The following is a 17,711-nucleotide window of genomic DNA, read 5'->3' on the forward strand; positions in this document are numbered from 1 at the left end:
AGGAACCGTCATGATCAACCTGGACCAAGCGAAACAATTGGTCGCGTATCTTGAGAGTGGAGAGCAAGATAACGCTAACACGCTTCTGACTGAGATAGCGAAAGAAGCGCGTGACCCGCTGTTTAATGAAGTGGGTAAGTTGACCCGCCAATTACATGATTCTATTACTGACTTTCGCTTGGATCCCAGAGTAAGTGATTTGGCGAATGTCGATATACCTGATGCTCGCGATCGGCTTACGTATGTGATGCAGAAAACCGAATTAGCGGCAAACAAAACCATGGACGCGGTCGAGCGTACCATGCCGATTGCCAGTGATTTGCAAGACAATCTGCAAGCGGTACGGCCTAATTGGAACAGCTTGATGCGGGGCGACATTGCCTTGGATGAGTTTAAGCCATTGTGTCACAGCATTGAGGGTCTATTGACTCAGGTTGAGGGGGGGGCAACAGAACTGCATGCTCACCTTACTGAAATATTAATGGCACAAGATTTTCAGGACTTAACGGGGCAGGTAATTCGACGTGTTATTGAATTAGTGCAGGAAGTGGAACAGCAACTGGTTGAAATACTGACTGCGTTTGGCATGGATAGCGCTGCAATCGAAGCAGCATCGGCAACACAAGCAGATGATACCACCAGTAAATCAGCCCCTGAGGGTCCTGTGATTCATCCCGAAGAGCGTGATGACGTGGTTCACAACCAAGATGATGTTGACGACTTATTATCGAGTTTGGGTTTTTAGAGGTGCGCTATGAGCTTTGAGATGGATGAAGAAATCCTTCAGGACTTTTTGATTGAAGCGGGGGAAATCCTCGAACAAATGTCTGAGCAATTGGTCGATTTGGAGCGTGCCCCTGATGACGCAGACTTATTGAACAGTATCTTCCGAGGGTTCCATACCGTAAAAGGTGGGGCAGGCTTTCTTGGCCTCAATGCCTTAGTTGACACTTGCCATGGTGCCGAAAACGTTTTTGATAATTTGCGTAATCGTGGCCGTGAGTTGACGTCCGACGTGATGGACACCATTTTGCAGGCATTGGATACCGTTAATGACCAATTTTCTGCCGTGCAAAATCGTGAAGAGCCTGTTATCGCAGATCCCACACTGTTGGAAGCGCTTCACCGTTATGCCAAACCGGCAAGCGAAGACGAGGAAGTACCCGCAGAGCCAGAACCGGAGCCAGAACCCGAACCAACTGCTGAGCCAGAGCCGCAAAACGATGCGACACCGGCACAAGACGAAGGTGCGATAAGCGGTGATTCTGTTGATGAAATTACCGAAGATGAATTCGATAAATTGCTCGATCAGCTTCATGGCGAAGGCAAAGCACCGACATCTTCAAATGAATCATCGCCCGCTAAGCCAGAAGTGGTGGAAAGCACCGAAGCGGATAGCGGTGATATCACCGACGATGAATTCGAAAAGTTACTTGACGATCTGCATGGCTCTGGTAAAGGCCCAGCCGCACCGCAGCCAGGCGATGATGCAGCTGAAAACAGTGCTTCAGCACCGAGCCAACCCGCCTCATCGGGTGGTGATGATTTTATTGACGATGATGAATTCGAAAAGCTGCTAGATGATTTGCATGGTAGAGGTAAGGGGCCAGCGGCAGATGCTGAAAGAGCGAAAGCCGATGCAGATAAAGTCGACGCTAAGCCTGAGCCCAAACCGGATCCTGCGCCGGCTAAAAAAGCGAGCAAGCCAGAACCCGCTAAAGAAGCAGCACCTAAAAGTGCGGGGGCAGGAGCAAAAGCGCCTGCCGCTGTAGAGAAAGCGCCTGAGAAAAAACCGCCTGCAGCACCACAGCAAGAGCAGACCGTTCGGGTGAATACCTCCACGCTCGACGGCATTATGAATATGGTCGGCGAGCTTGTGTTAGTGCGCAATCGACTCGTCAGCCTAGGTCAAAGCAGCAATGATGAGAGCATGGCCAAAGCGGTTACCAACTTGGATGTGGTCACGGCGGATCTGCAAGGCGCGGTGATGAAAACGCGGATGCAACCGATCAAAAAGGTCTTTGGTCGTTTCCCTCGTGTTGTCCGCGATCTTTCTCGCAGCTTGAAAAAAGAAATTGTCTTGGAAATGCAGGGCGAAGAGACCGATCTCGACAAAAACCTTGTCGAAGCCTTGGCGGATCCTATGGTCCACTTGGTGCGTAACTCGGTTGACCATGGCATTGAAATGCCTGATGAGCGTGAAAAAGCAGGCAAACCACGTGTGGGTACCATTACCTTAAAAGCCTCCCAGGAAGGGGATCATATCTTGCTGACCATCGCCGATGATGGTGGCGGTATGGATGCAGAAAAGCTGAAAAGCATCGCGGTTAACCGTGGGGTGATGGATGCTGAAGCCGCCGCTCGCTTGAGCAACAGTGAGGCATATAATCTTATTTTTGCCCCAGGCTTTTCGACCAAAACAGAAGTGTCCGACATTTCCGGCCGTGGGGTTGGGATGGATGTAGTTAAAACGGGCATCACTAAGCTGAATGGCTCGATCAATATCGACTCTGAGCTGGGCCGAGGCACAGTGCTGGAAATCAAGGTACCGCTCACCCTTGCGATTCTTCCAACCCTCATGGTTGGTGTGGGAGACAACCCGTTTGCTTTCCCACTGTCCAACGTGAGTGAGATCATCAGTTTAGATATGTCCCGAACTAACACGGTTGATGGTCAGCTCACGCTTATTGTTCGAGATAAAGCGATCCCGATTTTCTTCTTGCAAGATTGGCTATGTAAACGTGCAACGGAGATTGATAAAACCAAAGGGCATGTGGTGATTGTACAAATTGCTCACCAACGTATTGCCTTTGTTGTAGATACCCTATTTGGGCAAGAGGAAGTGGTGATTAAACCGCTTGATGAATTGCTGCAAGGTACACCGGGTATGGCGGGTGCAACCATCACCAGTGATGGTCATATCGCCCTGATTCTGGATGTGCCCAACCTGTTGAAACATTACGCAGGTTAATGAGAGAAAAGGACGCCCATGGCAGTAAAAGTATTGGTGGTAGATGATTCAAGTTTCTTCCGTCGCCGCGTGAGTGAAATAATCAACGCTGATCCAAGAATGGAGGTGATTGATAGTGCGGTGAATGGCAAAGAAGCGGTTGAAAAAACCGCGCAACTTAAGCCAGACGTGATCACTATGGATGTCGAAATGCCGGTGTTAGACGGGATTTCAGCGGTGCGCCAAATCATGGCGCAAACGCCAACACCTATCTTGATGTTCTCATCGCTAACACACGATGGCGCAAAAGCGACGTTAGATGCACTCGAAGCGGGTGCACTCGATTTTCTTCCCAAAAAGTTTGAGGATATCGCGCGTAATCGAGATGAGGCAACGAACTTACTCCAGCAGCGCGTGCTTGAGATCGCGCGTAAGCGCCCGGTCATGCGTCGCGCTACACGTCCGTCACCTGCTTCCGGCTCTGAGCAAACCGTACCACCGACGGGTGGGGTGCGAGCGCCTGCACGTCCGGTGTCTAGACCCACCGCGGGTACGGCGTCTTCAGCAAAAGCGCCGGCAAAATTTGCCGCTTCGGGTAAGCGCTATCAATTAATGGCAATTGGTACCTCAACGGGGGGACCGGTTGCGCTACAAAAGGTACTGACTAAACTGCCAGCGAACTTTCCACTGCCCATTATCTTAATTCAGCATATGCCAGCGACATTTACCGCCGCATTTGCTCAGCGTTTAAATGGTCTGAGTAAGGTAACCGTGGCCGAGGCAAAAGATGGCGATATGCTCAAACCGGGTCATGCTTATCTTGCGCCTGGTGGCATGCAAATGATGGTAGATGGTCGGCCGGGTGCTGCACGTTTAAAAATTCTTGATGGCGGCGAGCGGATGAATTACAAACCCTGTGTGGATGTGACATTTGGCTCGGCGGCAAAAATCTATGGCGATAAAGTCCTATCTATGGTGCTAACAGGCATGGGAGCGGACGGTCGAGAAGGTGCACGCATGCTCAAAAATGCGGGATCGACGATCTGGGCGCAAGATGAAGACAGTTGTGTTGTTTATGGCATGCCGCAAGCGGTCGCCAAAGCGGGCATCTCATCGGAAGACTTGCCACTTGACCGGATTGCCGAGCGCATACTGGTTGAGCTGAATTTAAAATAAGGAGTGGGGCTTGATAGTCTGGAGTATCGCCAACCAAAAGGGCGGTGTTGGTAAGACAACCACCACAGTGACATTAGCAGGATTGATTAGCGAGCGTAAGAAACGTGTCCTGCTGGTGGACACCGACCCGCACGCCTCACTATCGACGTATTTGAATTTTGATTCGGAGCAGCTTCCGGCAAGTTTGTTTGATTTATTCCAATTACAGACCGTGAATAAAGACACGGTCAAACCGATTATTTTAAAGACCCAGTATGAAAACATAGATTTGATCCCCGCTCATATGTCACTGGCAACGTTGGATCGTGTCATGGGTAACCGTGGTGGCATGGGGCTGGTATTAAAGAAGGCGTTGAGCGCACTCTCTGATGACTACGACTATGTATTAATTGATTGCCCGCCCATACTAGGTGTGATGATGGTTAATGCGTTAGCGGCGAGTCATCGAATTTTAATTCCTGTACAAACTGAATTTTTGGCCATGAAAGGGCTGGAGCGAATGATGCGGACGTTACAGATCATGCAAAAATCTCGTAGCTCCAACTTTAATCTCACCATCATTCCTACCATGTACGACAAGCGAACACGCGCCTCGTTAGAAACATTGCAAGAGTTAAAGATTCGCTACAGTGATCAAGTGTGGGCGTCAGCCGTTCCTATTGATACCAAGTTTCGAGATGCGAGCCTCAAACATATGCCAGCGTCTTTCTATGCCAAAAACTGCCGCGGTGTCTTTGCTTACAAAACGCTATTAACCTATTTGGAGCGACTGGAACAGGATGAACAAGCATAACACCCTCTCCAGTGGTCAGGCGCTCGATGACTATTTTGAAGCCCTACTGGATGACTTAGGTGACAGCTCGGAAAGCGATTCCCAATCCGTCACACCCGATTTGGGCGTGACGCGGGTGTCGTCTGCCTCATTGATCGAGGATAATGATCCGACACAGCCACGCTTGCAGCCCAAGCCACAACCTAGTGCTGCACCGTTGAAGCCCGATCCGGTTGCTTATGCTGAGCCAGAGCGCGATCTGGCAGAAGTTGAGCGTTTGTTAGCTCAGCTTAGAATTGATGAAGAAGCTGAAGTCGACGCGCAAGCGGAAACCTCAACGCAAACAGAGACTGAACGCGCCCAAGACACTGCGACTGAAACAACAGAACCCTTGGTTGAAGAAGCTTCTGAGTCAGTGGTAGACACTTACACCATGGCTGATTGGGGCCTACAAGAAAAAGACGCGATTACGGTAGACGAGTCTGTGCCTGAGGTAGAGACTGCATTCGAGACCGAGACCGAGACCGAGACCGAGACCGAGACCGAGACCGAGACCGAGACCGAGACCGAGACCGAGACCGAGACCGAGACCGAGACCGAGACCGAGACCGAGACCTGCGTGTTGATGAGGCGTTCAGGACGGAGCAAGCACAACAGGCGGACGTTGACGTCGAGGTTGACACTCAAGCCGGTGAAGAGATTCCTCCCACACAGTGGGAAAATGCTGAAACTGAAGCGGAGTTTCAGGTATTATTTTTTGAGAGTATGGGCGTTACCTATGCCGTGCCACTTGCAGAATTAGGTGGTATTCATCAACTCGGAGACTGTAATCGTTTGATCGGACGACCAGATTGGTATCTAGGATTGCAGACAGAGAAGCAGCAACAGCTTGATGTCGTTGATACTGCTCGTTGGGTGATGCCAGAAAAACTGGCAGATAATCAGCACAGGGACGACTATAATTATATTGTGATACTGGGGGACAGTAAGTGGGGGTTGGCGTGTGATCAACTCCTAGGCACACAAGCTCTCAGTGGAAAAGCCATTCGCTGGCGAAAACAAGCCGGAAAAAGGCCTTGGCTAGCGGGCATGGTCAAAGAGAAAATGTGTGCTTTGATCCATGTCCCAGCATTTATTGCTATGTTAAATCAGGGGATTGACGCCAAAGCGATGGCGTAATAACTAGTTACACAGCGCGTAAAGAGGAAAATTAATGTCTCAGGTAGCTGAAATTCAAAAAGAAGGCGTCAATGACGAAGTATTGCAGTGGGTTACTTTTCAGCTTGAAGAAGAGACCTACGGCATCAACGTAATGCAGGTGCGTGAGGTATTACGGTATACCGAAATTGCACCGGTCCCTGGCGCCCCTGACTATGTATTGGGTATCATTAATCTGCGTGGTAACGTCGTGACAGTGATCGACACACGCTCTCGCTTTGGTTTAGCCTCTGCCGAGGTCACAGACAATACGCGTGTGATTGTTATTGAAGCAGAAACCCAAGTCATTGGTATTATGGTCGACAGCGTGGCCGAAGTGGTATATCTGAAAACATCAGAAATTGATACCACGCCGAGCGTCGGTACAGAAGAAAGCGCCAAGTTTATTCAAGGCGTAAGTAACCGTAATGGTGAACTACTTATCTTGGTCGATCTCAACAAGCTATTGACCGATGAAGAGTGGAATGAAATGGCCATGCTGTAATGGTTGAGCTGCTGCTTACTTGGTTGCCGGTCGTGGTGACGGTGGTGTTTGCCATCGTCACTTTGTGGCGCTTGGGCGCGGAAAAGCGCGCTCGGGAGCGATTAGAGAACAAGTTGCAGGCGATGGAAACCGTGCTAAAAAGTGCGCGTCAACGCCATGACAGTCTTGCTAAGCAGTTTAATGAATTGCGTGCCGGTAGTATGGGTATGGGTAAAAAGTTGGCGGATTTATCTGCCAATGTCGACGATCTACTGGAAAAGCACGTCGAGCTGGAGATGCACGATTCAGGTAGCCGCTTATATAGCCGTGCGAGCAAAATGGTCGACCTCGGTGCCGATGTGGATGAACTGATGCAAGAATGTGATCTCCCTAAAGCCGAGGCTGAGCTTTTACTGAGTTTACGTAAGCGTCAAGCGGCCAATCAGCAACGCTAGTCTTTATACCTGCGTATTGATTGGCTTATGCTCGTGCCAGCCTGGTGGGGTTTTTCCTTCCAACACCCACGCATAAGCAATCAACTCTGCTATCACTTGGTAAAGAATCGGCGGGATTTCATCCCCCTTTTCAAGCTTTTCTAGCCACGCGAGCAGGTGAGCATCTTCGTGAATTAGGCAGCCTTGTTCATTAAGTGCTTCAATGAGTTCATGCGCGAGTTGGTTAGACGCTTTGGCTTGAACCGTCGGCGCGTTATAACCATCATATCCAAGCGCGATAGCACGTTTTTCACCTTTCTTACCTTTGCCACCTTTCTCACTTTTCATCATTATACCCTCACTGAAATGCCGGCCCCTGGTGGCACTTCGGCTGTATTCGGTGTGACGGTTTCTACTTTATCACTAACATCGACCTTCATCGTAATGGCTTGCTGAGCGAGTCGGTCATTAAGCCAATCAATCGTTTGATAAATTCGCTGCTGGAGTGCGTGTGTCGGGGCGGTTAGCGTTATTTTATTCTCGACATCTGAGACGTCGACATCCGCACGAATAAATTGGCGGCCAACGGGAAGATAAAGTCGAATTTGCCAGCTTAGGTTTGGTGCCGACTCCGATGAATCTTGAGCCCCGCATCGACGCGCGTTTACCCGAATAGGGGGTTGCTGGGGGTCGGAAAAGGGCAGCACCCATTGCCACTCTCCCGGGCGAGCCGATTCAGCGACCCGCTGTTCGGCCATTAATCGCAATACGCCCTTCATACCGTCGCCTTCAGATTGTGGTGTCAGCCATTGGCGCAGTAACGTCGCCATTAATTTATCTGCGGGGCGTTGTGACAGCCATTCGGCGATTTTATCCGGGTTCAGGTCGTGTGAGCGACTCGATAACGTCCACAATGATAGTAACGATTGCATCAGCGTTTGTGTCGCGGCAGGCTGTTGCTGGATAGTGGCGGTCAGCGCGGGCAATAGGTGTAACTGAGCCAGCACTCCGGAGAGAGAGGCCTGGGACTGACCGGTTAGCAACGTAAATTGCGCCTGCGTCAGTGCACGACTGTCTATCTGACGTGTCATTGGTCTTGCAAGCGCTGCTGGTTTTTCCACCCATTGTTGTGGATTCGTTGGCCCAATCTTCATGGTTTCTCACAATTATTTACGCGAGTCACACTTTGCAACCCTATGGTAACTAACAGTCATTTTGACCATTGTGATACTATGCGTCCACTTTTGTAACACAAAGCAGGATGCAACATTTGTCATGTTGGAAGTGAAACAGCTGTGCTGTGTTCGTGATGATCGAGTGTTGTTTGATGCGCTGACATTCTCTCTGTCTCCGGGTGATCTTGTTCAAGTTGAGGGACCAAACGGGGCAGGCAAAACCACGCTATTACGTATTATCGCGGGTCTAGGCTTAGCGGATAGCGGAGAGGTCTGTTGGCAGCAGCAGACGATTACCCAACAGCGCGACGTGTTTTATCGTAATCTTCTCTTTTTAGGGCATACCCCCGGGGTGAAACGCGAACTAACCGCCTTTGAGAATCTCTCTCATGCGATGCAAATGCATGGCCGCTATGACAGTGATGCGATTTGGCAAGCCTTGGCTAAAGTCGGCCTGGCTGGGCGCGAAGATATTCCCGCTGGACAACTATCAGCGGGTCAAAATCGACGCGTAGCATTGGCGCGTTTGTGGCTTACCGACCGTCGATTGTGGATTCTCGATGAGCCGTTAACTGCGATTGATAAACAGGGCGTGAAGGTGCTTGAAGCTGTGTTCGAGCGGCATGTGAACCAAGGTGGCATTGTATTGTTCACCACGCATCAAGATATGTTTGTCGACCATCCTTTGCTGCGCCGTATTCGTTTGGGGGCCCAATGATCCAAGCCATGTGGTTGACCATTCGCCGAGAGCTAAAAGTGGCCTTCCGTCAGCCTGCTGACAGTCTCAATCCATTATGGTTTTTCATTATCGTGATTACCTTATTTCCATTAGGGGTAGGGCCTGGCCCGCAATTACTGCAGAAAATTGCTCCTGGTGTGATCTGGGTCGCGGCCTTGCTCTCTGCATTATTATCCTTAGAGCGGCTTTTTCGCGACGATTACCTGGACGGCTCATTAGAGCAGATGATGCTGATGCCTGTCCCTTTACCTGTGTTGGTGATCGCCAAAGTGATTGCACACTGGTTGTTAACGGGGTTGCCTTTGCTGCTTGTGAGCCCGGTACTGGCGTTGTTGCTGTCATTAGATAGCACTAGTTACCAAGCGGTGGTCTTAACCTTGTTATTGGGGACTCCAACACTGAGTTTTGTTGGCGCTATTGGCGTGGCGCTGACCGTTGGGTTACGTAAAGGCGGCGTCTTGTTGAGCCTATTGATCCTCCCTCTTTATATCCCTGTACTGATTTTTGCTACCTCAGCGATTGATATGGCCGCATTAGGGGCAGACATCAGTGGGCAACTGGCTATTCTTGGCGCCATGTTGGTGGGATCGGTCACCTTGGCGCCATTTGCTATCGCCGCCGCGTTGCGTGTGAGCGTGAATTAATTATTAATCAGGAAGTAGAGCAATTGTCATGTGGAAGTGGCTTCACCCTTACGCAAAACCTGAAGTGAGTTATCGGCTCTGTGGGACTTTGCTCCCTTGGTTTGCCGTGCTGGCTGGGCTGAGCTTAATGATCGGAAATATATGGGGGCTGGCGTTCGCGCCCGCAGATTATCAACAAGGCGATAGTTTTCGCATTATCTATATCCACGTGCCGGCCGCAATCTGGTCGATGGGTGCATATATGTCAATGGCGATAGCCGCTTTTATCGGTCGAGTCTGGCAGATTAAAATGGCCGATTGGGCCGTGGGTGCCATTGCGCCTGTTGGGGCCGTTTTTACCTTTATAGCGTTGGTGACCGGCGCAATTTGGGGTAAGCCGATGTGGGGCGCCTGGTGGGTCTGGGATGCCCGACTCACGTCTGAGTTGATTTTGCTGTTCCTTTATATCGGTGTGATGGCGCTTTACAACGCGTTCGATGATGCGCGTACCGCCTCACAAGCCGCCGGTATTTTAGCCATGGTCGGCGTGATTAATCTTCCTATTATTCACTTCTCGGTAGAGTGGTGGAACACCTTACATCAAGGCGCCACCATCACTAAGTTCGCTCGGCCGTCTATCGATCCTGGCATGCTATGGCCGCTATTGGTTTGCCTGCTGGGTTTCGCTTGCTTTTTTATCGCCCTGACCTTGATGGGGCTGCGTAATCAAATTTTGTTACGTGAGTCTCATCGACCTTGGGTCCGTGCGCTGGCGGAGGACCACTAATGCATTTTGATAGTATCAGTGCGTTTTTATCCATGGGGGGCTATGCCGCCTATGTGTGGAGTGCGTTTGGTATCACCGCGGGTGCGATGATTGCGCTGATTATCGGTTATCACCGTACTCACAACAAACGCCTGCAAGCCGTTAAACAACAAATCGCACGAGAGCAGCGAATAAAAGACGCTCAATCACTGGAGAACACCTTATGACGCCCCGACGTAAGAAACGATTGTGGATTACCCTTGCTTTGGTTCTTGGCGCCTCGACCACGATTGGGCTCGTTGTTTACGCCTTGAATCAGAATATGGACTTGTTCTATACCCCCACTGAAATCGTGCAAGGCAAACCCGATGGGACCAAGCCAACAGTCGGTCAGCGTCTTCGTATCGGCGGTATGGTGGTAGAAGGCTCGGTGAAACGCGATCAGGAGTCTTTGCAAATTCAGTTTGATGTCGCCGATGTAGGCCCTGCCGTCACTGTGACCTATGAGGGGATCTTGCCGGACTTATTTCGAGAAGGACAAGGCATTGTCGCGCAAGGGGTACTTGTTGATTCGCGTACGGTGAAAGCGAGTGAAGTACTGGCTAAGCACGATGAAGAATATATGCCGCCAGAAATCGCGGAGGCGATGGAGAAAAACCATCAGCCACTTGAATACACCGAGGAGCAAAAACAAGGTAGTCAGTTATGATTGTTGAGCTCGGGCATTATGCGTTAATCCTCGCCCTGGGACTGGCGCTACTTTTAAGTTTTTATCCCCTCTATGGGGCGAGTAAAGGGCATGAAGGCATGATGAAAATGGCACGGCCACTGTCTGTGGGAATGTTTGCCATGTTGCTGTTTTCTTTTATCGCCTTGAGTTGGGCCTTTTACACCAATGACTTTACGGTAGCTTACGTCGCCAGTAACTCCAACAGTGCACTGCCTTGGTACTATCGCCTCACTGCGGTATGGGGCGCTCACGAGGGCTCATTATTACTTTGGGTGTTGGTGCAAGCACTGTGGACGGTAGCGGTGGCTGTGTTTAGTCGCGGCATGCCGCTGTCCTCTGTCGCGCGCGTTTTAGCCGTCATGGGGATGATTTCGGTTGGCTTTTTACTCTTTATTATTCTAACGTCCAATCCCTTTGATCGCACCTTACCTTACTTTCCTGTCGACGGGCGTGATTTAAACCCATTGCTGCAAGACCCAGGACTTATTGTCCACCCACCGATTTTGTATATGGGGTATGTGGGCTTCTCGGTTGCGTTTGCTTTTGCGATTGGCTCATTGTTGGCCGGTCGCTTAGATACCGCCTGGGCGCGTTGGTCACGACCTTGGACTACGGCCGCTTGGCTATTTCTTACCCTTGGGATCGCACTTGGCTCCTGGTGGGCGTATTACGAACTGGGCTGGGGAGGCTGGTGGTTCTGGGATCCGGTCGAAAACGCGTCGTTTATGCCGTGGCTTGCTGGGACGGCATTAATGCACTCGCTGGCAGTGACCGAAAAACGGGGCACCTTTAAAGCCTGGACCGTATTATTGGCGATATCCGCATTCTCATTAAGCTTGTTAGGTACTTTCCTAGTGCGCTCAGGCGTCTTGGTCTCGGTACATTCTTTTGCGTCCGACCCGGCGCGAGGGCTATTTATTCTTGGCTTCTTGGTGGTGGTGATTGGTGGTTCATTGTTGCTCTATGCGTTGCGCGCCTCAGAAATTCGAGGGAACACCAAGGTGTCGCTCATTTCACGCGAGAACGCTTTGTTGGTTAACAATACCTTGTTGATGACCGCGTTGGTGATAGTCTTAATCGGCACCTTGCTTCCCTTGGTGCACAAACAAATTGGGTTAGGATCGGTCTCCATTGGCGAACCTTTCTTTAACTTTTTGTTTGCATGGCTAATGCTGCCTTTTGCCTTTTTCTTAGGGATTGGTCCCTTAATCCGTTGGAAGCGCGATAAGCTTTCCACCCTCGCCAAACCCATGCTCGCAAGCGGGATCGCGGCGGTCGCTTTGGGGATTGGATCCATTGCCTTATTGGCTGATAGCTTTAAAGCGATGGCGGCCATGGGGGTCACCATGGCGCTGTGGATTACCTTCTTGCATGGCTATGAGCTGCATTTACGCGCCACGCATCGGCATCCATTCCGTGTCGGGATCAAAAAGTTAGGGCGCAGTCATTGGGCGATGGTGCTGGGACACATTGGCTTAGCCATTACCATTATCGGTGTGGCCATGGTGGAAAATTATGATATTGAACGTGACGTTAAAATGGCGCCAGGAAGCAGTGTCACGCTGCAAGGGTATACCTTTAACTTCACTGACTTGTCGGAAAAACAAGGACCGAACTATCAAGGCTATGTAGCCTCTTTTGATGTGTACCACGGCGATCGCTTTATCAATCACTTAGAAGCAGAAAAGCGTTTTTATTCGGTTCAGCGTTCGATGATGACAGAAGCAACCATCGATCGCGGGTTAACTCGAGATCTCTACATTGCCATGGGTGAAGAATTGCCGGATGGCGCTTGGGCGATGCGGCTTTATTACAAACCTTTTGTCCGTTGGATCTGGTTTGGTGCCATCGTGATGGCACTCGGCGGCGCGTTAGCGATCAGTGATAAGCGCTACCGCTTTCGTCGTAAATCGATCTCATCAACTGCGACATCGGAGGCGAAAGGATGAAGAAGTTACTGTGGTTTCTCCCATTGCTCGCCTTTGTTGCTCTCGCTGGCTTTTTTGTCGCCCAGCTCGATAAAAATGCGCAAGGAGACGATCCCACCAAGCTTGAATCGGTATTAGTGGGCAAGCCGGTGCCCGCTTTTCATCTCGAAGATTTGCAAACGCCGGGCAAAGTGTATGACCAGGCTATTTTTAATGGTGAGCCTTTACTGTTAAACGTATGGGCGACTTGGTGCCCTACCTGTTATGCCGAGCATCAGTTTCTCAATAAACTGGCGTCGCAAGGGGTCAAAATCATTGGACTCAACTACAAAGATGATCGCGGCAAAGCGGTAAAATGGCTGAATAATCTTGGCAATCCTTACCAGATCAGTCTATACGATGGCGATGGCATGCTAGGGCTTGATTTAGGGGTATATGGCGCGCCAGAAACCTTTTTGATCGATGCCAACGGTATCATTCAATACCGGCACGTGGGGGATGTTAACGCACGTAATTGGCAAGAAACCTTAAAGCCTAAATTTAACGCATTGCAGGAGGAGGGATCGTGAAAAAAGTGATCATGATTGTCCTATTGTGGGCCGGTGCGACCTTAGCATTTGCCAATGCGATTGATGTCTATCAGTTTGATTCAGCCAAACAAGAGGCGCGTTTTCGCGCCCTCACCAGTGAGTTACGGTGTCCTAAATGTCAGAACAATAGCATTGCTGATTCCAATGCCGAACTGGCGCAAGACTTACGGCAAAAAGTTCATCAAATGCTGCAGCAAGGGCGTACTGACGATGAAATTCGCAGCTTTATGATTGCACGGTATGGCAATTTTGTGACCTATAATCCGCCATTGACTGCCTCCACCATAGTCTTATGGCTTGCGCCTGCACTGGTCATGTTCACTGGGCTTGGGTTGATGGTTGTGCGCAGTCGCCGAGCCAAGCAAACGCTGAATGAGGCGTTCAGTGATGAAGAACAACAACGGCTTGATGCGTTATTAGCTTCAGAGAAAGCGACCTTAGCCTCAGAAAAAACGACCGACGCAGAGCCTAAAGTATCCGCTGAGCATGGATCAACCGAACAGAAAAAGGAGCCAAAATGATTGAGTTTTGGGGCGCCACCTTGGTGTTTTTTGTACTTGGCGCGGTGATGTTTCTCTGGCCCCTTTGGCAAAAAAGCGAACACGACCATCAAGCCAGCCGGGATGCACTTAACAAAGCCTTTTATTATGACCGGGTTGAAGAAATCCAGTCTGAGGGTGCCGAAGGGCTGATTGATAATGAGCAGGACTTAACGCAGGATTTGCAACAATCCTTGTTGGACGATATCCCTGAAAAAGAAAAAGCCAAGCAGGCTCGTCATTTGCGCTTAACGCCAATGCAATGGGTGCCGGGGCTTATTGTGCTTGCGATAGTGAGTTTTGGGTTATATGGCATTGAAGGGAGTGCGAATCAGGTCGCGCAGTGGCAGCAAACCGCCAAACAGTTGCCCGAGCTATCAAAGCGGTTACTCGAGGGCGAGAAGCCATTAACTCAGCAAGAGATGCAAGATCTTACCTTGGCGTTGCGGACCCGCTTACAGCACGAGCCGCAAGACAGCACCGGTTGGTTGTTGCTCGGACGTATTGGCTTGGCCAATCGGGATGGCGAAACCGCCAAAGGGGCGATGGAAAAAGCTTATGCCTTGACACCCTCGCAATCCGATATTCAAGTGGGGTTGGCGCAAGCCTTGCTGTTTGCAGGTGATGAGGCAGACAGTGCCCGGGCGCAGAATTTATTAAAATCTGTGGTGAAAGACGATCCCTTTAATCTACAGGCGATGTCGTTACTGGCCTACCAGGCGTTCGAGCAAGGCCGTTATCAAGATGCCATCGCGACTTGGAATGCGATGAAAACCTTGATTGGCAAAGACGACCCGCGTAACCAAACCCTTGATCAGTCGATTGCCCGTGCCCAGCTTGCTCTCAACAGTGCCGCAGGAGCCAAGATAGCGATCACGGTGAAACTGGGAGAGCAGGTTGAATTACCCGAGGATGGCGTGCTGATCATTTCCGCGCATGCATCGGCTGAGGCGGCGATGCCGATTGCCGCTAAGCGTCTCCCACTGTCTAAGTTTCCGGTTTCACTGGCCTTGGCTGATAGCGACAGTTTGAATCCGGTGCAGGCACTTTCCTCGCTTGATAGCGTGGTGATCAAAGCGCGTATTGACCGAGATGGCAATGTCGCGACTAAGCAAGGCGACTGGGTGGGTGTCAGTGATCCGGTGGCCTTAAGCGAAGGGGTTGAACTGGTTATCGACAAACAGCAGTAACCAAGACAAAATAGACAGATTGTTACCAAGGCTGGGCATTCCCAGCCTTTCATTTTATAGAGGAATCCCATTTGATGTGGAAACGTCTGTGTTTAATGGCGCTTATATTAGGTCTTGTCGCAGGGTGTGCGTCACGCCCACCGGGTGCCGAGCCGCACCCCGATGATCCATTAGAAGGATTTAACCGTGCGATGTGGACGGTAAATTACGATTACCTTGATCCCTATGTTGCGCGTCCGGTTTCGATCGCCTACGTCGATTATGTGCCGAGCCCAATGCGCACCGGGATTTCCAATTTTTTGGGTAACCTAGAAGAGCCAGCCAGTTTTTTAAATAGCGTGCTGATGCTAGAGGGCGAAAAAGCGGTCACCCATTTTAATCGCTTTTGGATTAACACCTTGTTTGGCTTGGGTGGCTTAATTGATATCGCCTCTGCAGCCGATATTCAGCAATACGACCAACGTGAGTTTGGCGATGCGATGGGGCACTATGATGTCGGTACGGGCGCCTATATTATGCTGCCGGGTTATGGTCCTACGTCGGTCAGAGAAGGTGCCGGTGAAGTGGTCGATGGCTTATACCCGCCACTGGCATTACTGACGTTGCCGCAGTCGGCGTTAAAGTGGATGTTTGATGGCATGGAATCACGAGCGGCCTTGGTATCGCAAGAATCACAGCTGGACAACTCGCCAGACCCTTATGCGTTTGCGCGTGAGGCTTATCTACAAAATCGTCGCTATCGTGCCAAAGGGGACGAGGCGTTAGAGCAACAACCGGCCTTGAATGATGAGTTTCTCGATGACTTTATCGATGATATCGACGCTGCACCGTAAGTTGACGTGAGCTTGTTGCACAAAAACGCGATAAAAAACACCACGGCCCAGACCGTGGTGTTTTTGTGTGATTATCCGCATTGACTGGCGAGCGTTCAGTGGTCTAACACTTAAAAACGATAGCTGGCCTGCACGCCGACTAACCACACATTACCGGTGGTTTCGCCTTCAAAACTTCCGAACGCCTGAGCTGCAACATCTTCAGATAGCGAATCAATACCATCACGGGGCTCTTTTACCGGGGCGTCTTTGGCAAAGACATAGGTAAAGGCCGCGTCTAGGGTGAGCTGTGGCGTCATCTCATAGCCTGCACCCACGCTTAACCAGGTACGATCGGTTTCTGGGATGGTCAAGGTACGGTTTTGATCACTGACTGCCGAGGTGTCATAGGCAATACCTGAGCGCAGTGTTAGCTGTTGATTCCACTGATACGTGGTGCCGATCGCAAAGCGGTAGTTATCTTCCCAGTTTTCGACTTTGACCATTTGTGGGTCACTAGACAGCGATGGAATATCTGCCTCTAACTTGTCAAAGCTGCTCCACTCGGTCCAATTAAGGCTGGTATGTACCGCCCATTGCTCAGTCAGCTGATGCAGGGATGATAGCTCTGCGGTGGCGGGGAGAGTAAGATCCATGCTGCCCGCGTAGTGTGTATTGCTGAAGGGGGAGCCTGAGCCATTGGGATTTATATTGTAGGTTAACCCTTCAGCATGTCCATCTAACGTCAGATTCACTTCCGAGCGATAATTGACGCCAATGCGATGCTTGTCATTGATGTCGTACACGGCACCCAATTGCCAGCCCCATGCACGATCATCGCCTTCCATATATTTGAGGGTTGTTCCTTCATTTACAGGTAGTTTTCCCTGCTTGGTAACCATACTGCCGTCAGTGTTTGTTTTCGCCCCAATACTGCCTTCCCCCAGCACATAACGGATACCGGCGCCAATACGCAACTGGTCGGTGGCCTTCCAGGCAAGGTTTGGGTTGATTTCAAAAGTAGTGACCGCCGCTTCGTTACCAAACTGGGTGCCGGTAAAGTCGTTGCCTAAATCGGTTTCCATGCCAAAGTTGGTGGCCAACGCGATGCCCGCGGTAAAACGGTCGTCGAGTTGATGCGAAAAGTAAAAGTTAGGGATCACGGCATCATGGGCGACATCATCGGTTGATGTGGGGCCAGTTGAAGAGTTTTGTCCATCAATATCGACATTGGGATTCACGTAGATGCCACCCGCTGATACCTGGGTGTCCGCCAAATAGCTGAGCAGGGCAGGGTTGCGAAATTGCGCACTGGCGTTATCGGCCATTGCGGCTTCACCGGCAAAGGCACGGCCAAGGCCGGTTGCTGAGGTTTCTGCTAACTGAAAACCCGCGCTGTGGGCGGTGGTGGAAAGCGAGCCGAGTGCGGTGGCAACGGCGAGATAAACGATCTTATTATTTTTCATCTGCTTACTTGTTCGCGGTTTAAAGGGAAGCCTAGAGTAAAAGCTCGTGCGCGCAAATCAATTTAGCGCTGCCAAAATGGATTAAAATAAAATAATAATTTGTAATTTTTTATTTTTTAGTTGAATAATCTAATAAATTG

The 17,711-nt window shown here is 50.4% G+C and carries 21 protein-coding genes; 18 read left to right on the forward strand and 3 right to left on the reverse strand.

The features are described 5' to 3' along the window. Positions 1-10: 10 nt before the first annotated feature. Genes BZG75_RS07250 through BZG75_RS07280 form a run of 8 tightly spaced genes read left to right on the forward strand, consistent with a single transcriptional unit; the run spans position 11 to position 7,034 of the window. Complete coding sequence (locus BZG75_RS07250; RefSeq protein WP_021023076.1) at positions 11-745, forward strand: protein phosphatase CheZ; 735 nt, start codon at positions 11-13, stop codon at positions 743-745. A 9-nt stretch (positions 746-754) separates the two neighbouring features. Then, the gene (locus BZG75_RS07255) at positions 755-2,971 is read left to right on the forward strand and encodes a chemotaxis protein CheA (protein ID WP_077576585.1); all 2,217 of its coding nucleotides are present in this window, start codon (positions 755-757) and stop codon (positions 2,969-2,971) included. A gap of 18 nt (positions 2,972-2,989) precedes the next feature. After that, entirely contained in the window at positions 2,990-4,126 is a 1,137-nt protein-coding gene (locus tag BZG75_RS07260) for a protein-glutamate methylesterase/protein-glutamine glutaminase (protein WP_021023078.1), read from the forward strand. A 10-nt stretch (positions 4,127-4,136) separates the two neighbouring features. Continuing rightward, positions 4,137-4,919: a ParA family protein gene (locus BZG75_RS07265; protein WP_077460316.1), complete on the forward strand. Its 783-nt coding sequence runs from the start codon at positions 4,137-4,139 to the stop codon at positions 4,917-4,919. Next, on the forward strand, positions 4,906-5,700 hold the full coding sequence (locus tag BZG75_RS15545) for a hypothetical protein (RefSeq protein ID WP_338012829.1): 795 nt from the start codon (positions 4,906-4,908) through the stop codon (positions 5,698-5,700). The genes BZG75_RS07265 and BZG75_RS15545 overlap by 14 nt, the downstream gene beginning before the upstream one ends. Then, positions 5,664-6,077 carry a chemotaxis protein CheW gene (locus tag BZG75_RS15635; RefSeq protein ID WP_338012830.1) on the forward strand — a complete coding sequence of 138 codons (414 nt, stop codon included), beginning with the start codon at positions 5,664-5,666 and terminating at the stop codon, positions 6,075-6,077. Before BZG75_RS15545 ends, BZG75_RS15635 begins: the two co-directional genes overlap by 37 nt. A gap of 34 nt (positions 6,078-6,111) precedes the next feature. Then, positions 6,112-6,600: a chemotaxis protein CheW gene (locus BZG75_RS07275; protein ID WP_021023081.1), complete on the forward strand. Its 489-nt coding sequence runs from the start codon at positions 6,112-6,114 to the stop codon at positions 6,598-6,600. Then, entirely contained in the window at positions 6,600-7,034 is a 435-nt protein-coding gene (locus BZG75_RS07280) for a DUF2802 domain-containing protein (protein ID WP_021023082.1), read from the forward strand. Before BZG75_RS07275 ends, BZG75_RS07280 begins: the two co-directional genes overlap by 1 nt. Before the next feature lie 3 nt (positions 7,035-7,037). Here BZG75_RS07280 and BZG75_RS07285 read toward each other — a convergent pair whose 3' ends face one another. Both BZG75_RS07285 and BZG75_RS07290 read right to left on the reverse strand, forming a co-directional pair. After that, on the reverse strand, positions 7,038-7,364 hold the full coding sequence (locus BZG75_RS07285; RefSeq protein ID WP_021023083.1) for an EscU/YscU/HrcU family type III secretion system export apparatus switch protein: 327 nt from the start codon (positions 7,362-7,364) through the stop codon (positions 7,038-7,040). Then, positions 7,364-8,167, reverse strand: coding sequence for a hypothetical protein (locus BZG75_RS07290; protein ID WP_077576586.1), 804 nt, complete (start codon positions 8,165-8,167; stop codon positions 7,364-7,366). The genes BZG75_RS07285 and BZG75_RS07290 overlap by 1 nt, the downstream gene beginning before the upstream one ends. Positions 8,168-8,288: 121 nt before the next feature. Between BZG75_RS07290 and ccmA the strand changes: the two genes are divergently transcribed. From ccmA to BZG75_RS07340, 10 genes are all read left to right on the forward strand, one after another. After that, positions 8,289-8,906: a cytochrome c biogenesis heme-transporting ATPase CcmA gene (gene ccmA, locus BZG75_RS07295; RefSeq protein ID WP_077576587.1), complete on the forward strand. Its 618-nt coding sequence runs from the start codon at positions 8,289-8,291 to the stop codon at positions 8,904-8,906. Continuing rightward, a complete protein-coding gene (ccmB, locus tag BZG75_RS07300; protein ID WP_077460320.1) occupies positions 8,903-9,571 on the forward strand; it encodes a heme exporter protein CcmB in 669 nt (222 codons plus the stop codon). The genes ccmA and ccmB overlap by 4 nt, the downstream gene beginning before the upstream one ends. A gap of 28 nt (positions 9,572-9,599) precedes the next feature. Beyond that, entirely contained in the window at positions 9,600-10,337 is a 738-nt protein-coding gene (locus BZG75_RS07305; RefSeq protein ID WP_077460321.1) for a heme ABC transporter permease, read from the forward strand. Beyond that, on the forward strand, positions 10,337-10,543 hold the full coding sequence (ccmD, locus tag BZG75_RS07310; protein WP_021023088.1) for a heme exporter protein CcmD: 207 nt from the start codon (positions 10,337-10,339) through the stop codon (positions 10,541-10,543). The genes BZG75_RS07305 and ccmD overlap by 1 nt, the downstream gene beginning before the upstream one ends. Beyond that, complete coding sequence (ccmE, locus tag BZG75_RS07315; protein ID WP_021023089.1) at positions 10,540-11,025, forward strand: cytochrome c maturation protein CcmE; 486 nt, start codon at positions 10,540-10,542, stop codon at positions 11,023-11,025. Before ccmD ends, ccmE begins: the two co-directional genes overlap by 4 nt. Beyond that, entirely contained in the window at positions 11,022-12,995 is a 1,974-nt protein-coding gene (locus tag BZG75_RS07320) for a heme lyase CcmF/NrfE family subunit (protein ID WP_077460322.1), read from the forward strand. Before ccmE ends, BZG75_RS07320 begins: the two co-directional genes overlap by 4 nt. Next, complete coding sequence (locus tag BZG75_RS07325; protein WP_021023091.1) at positions 12,992-13,543, forward strand: DsbE family thiol:disulfide interchange protein; 552 nt, start codon at positions 12,992-12,994, stop codon at positions 13,541-13,543. Before BZG75_RS07320 ends, BZG75_RS07325 begins: the two co-directional genes overlap by 4 nt. Next, positions 13,540-14,085 (forward strand): cytochrome c-type biogenesis protein, encoded by a 546-nt coding sequence (locus BZG75_RS07330; protein WP_077576588.1) that lies wholly within the window; start codon positions 13,540-13,542, stop codon positions 14,083-14,085. Before BZG75_RS07325 ends, BZG75_RS07330 begins: the two co-directional genes overlap by 4 nt. Continuing rightward, positions 14,082-15,293, forward strand: a complete 1,212-nt coding sequence (gene ccmI / locus BZG75_RS07335) for a c-type cytochrome biogenesis protein CcmI (RefSeq protein WP_077576589.1) — start codon at positions 14,082-14,084, stop codon at positions 15,291-15,293. Before BZG75_RS07330 ends, ccmI begins: the two co-directional genes overlap by 4 nt. 74 nt (positions 15,294-15,367) lie before the next feature. After that, positions 15,368-16,126, forward strand: coding sequence for an MlaA family lipoprotein (locus BZG75_RS07340; RefSeq protein ID WP_021023094.1), 759 nt, complete (start codon positions 15,368-15,370; stop codon positions 16,124-16,126). A 110-nt stretch (positions 16,127-16,236) separates the two neighbouring features. Here BZG75_RS07340 and BZG75_RS07345 read toward each other — a convergent pair whose 3' ends face one another. After that, complete coding sequence (locus tag BZG75_RS07345; RefSeq protein ID WP_077576590.1) at positions 16,237-17,571, reverse strand: outer membrane protein transport protein; 1,335 nt, start codon at positions 17,569-17,571, stop codon at positions 16,237-16,239. Positions 17,572-17,711 lie beyond the last annotated feature (140 nt).

The organism is Salinivibrio sp. AR640 (assembly GCF_001995405.1).
Classification (GTDB): domain Bacteria; phylum Pseudomonadota; class Gammaproteobacteria; order Enterobacterales; family Vibrionaceae; genus Salinivibrio; species Salinivibrio costicola.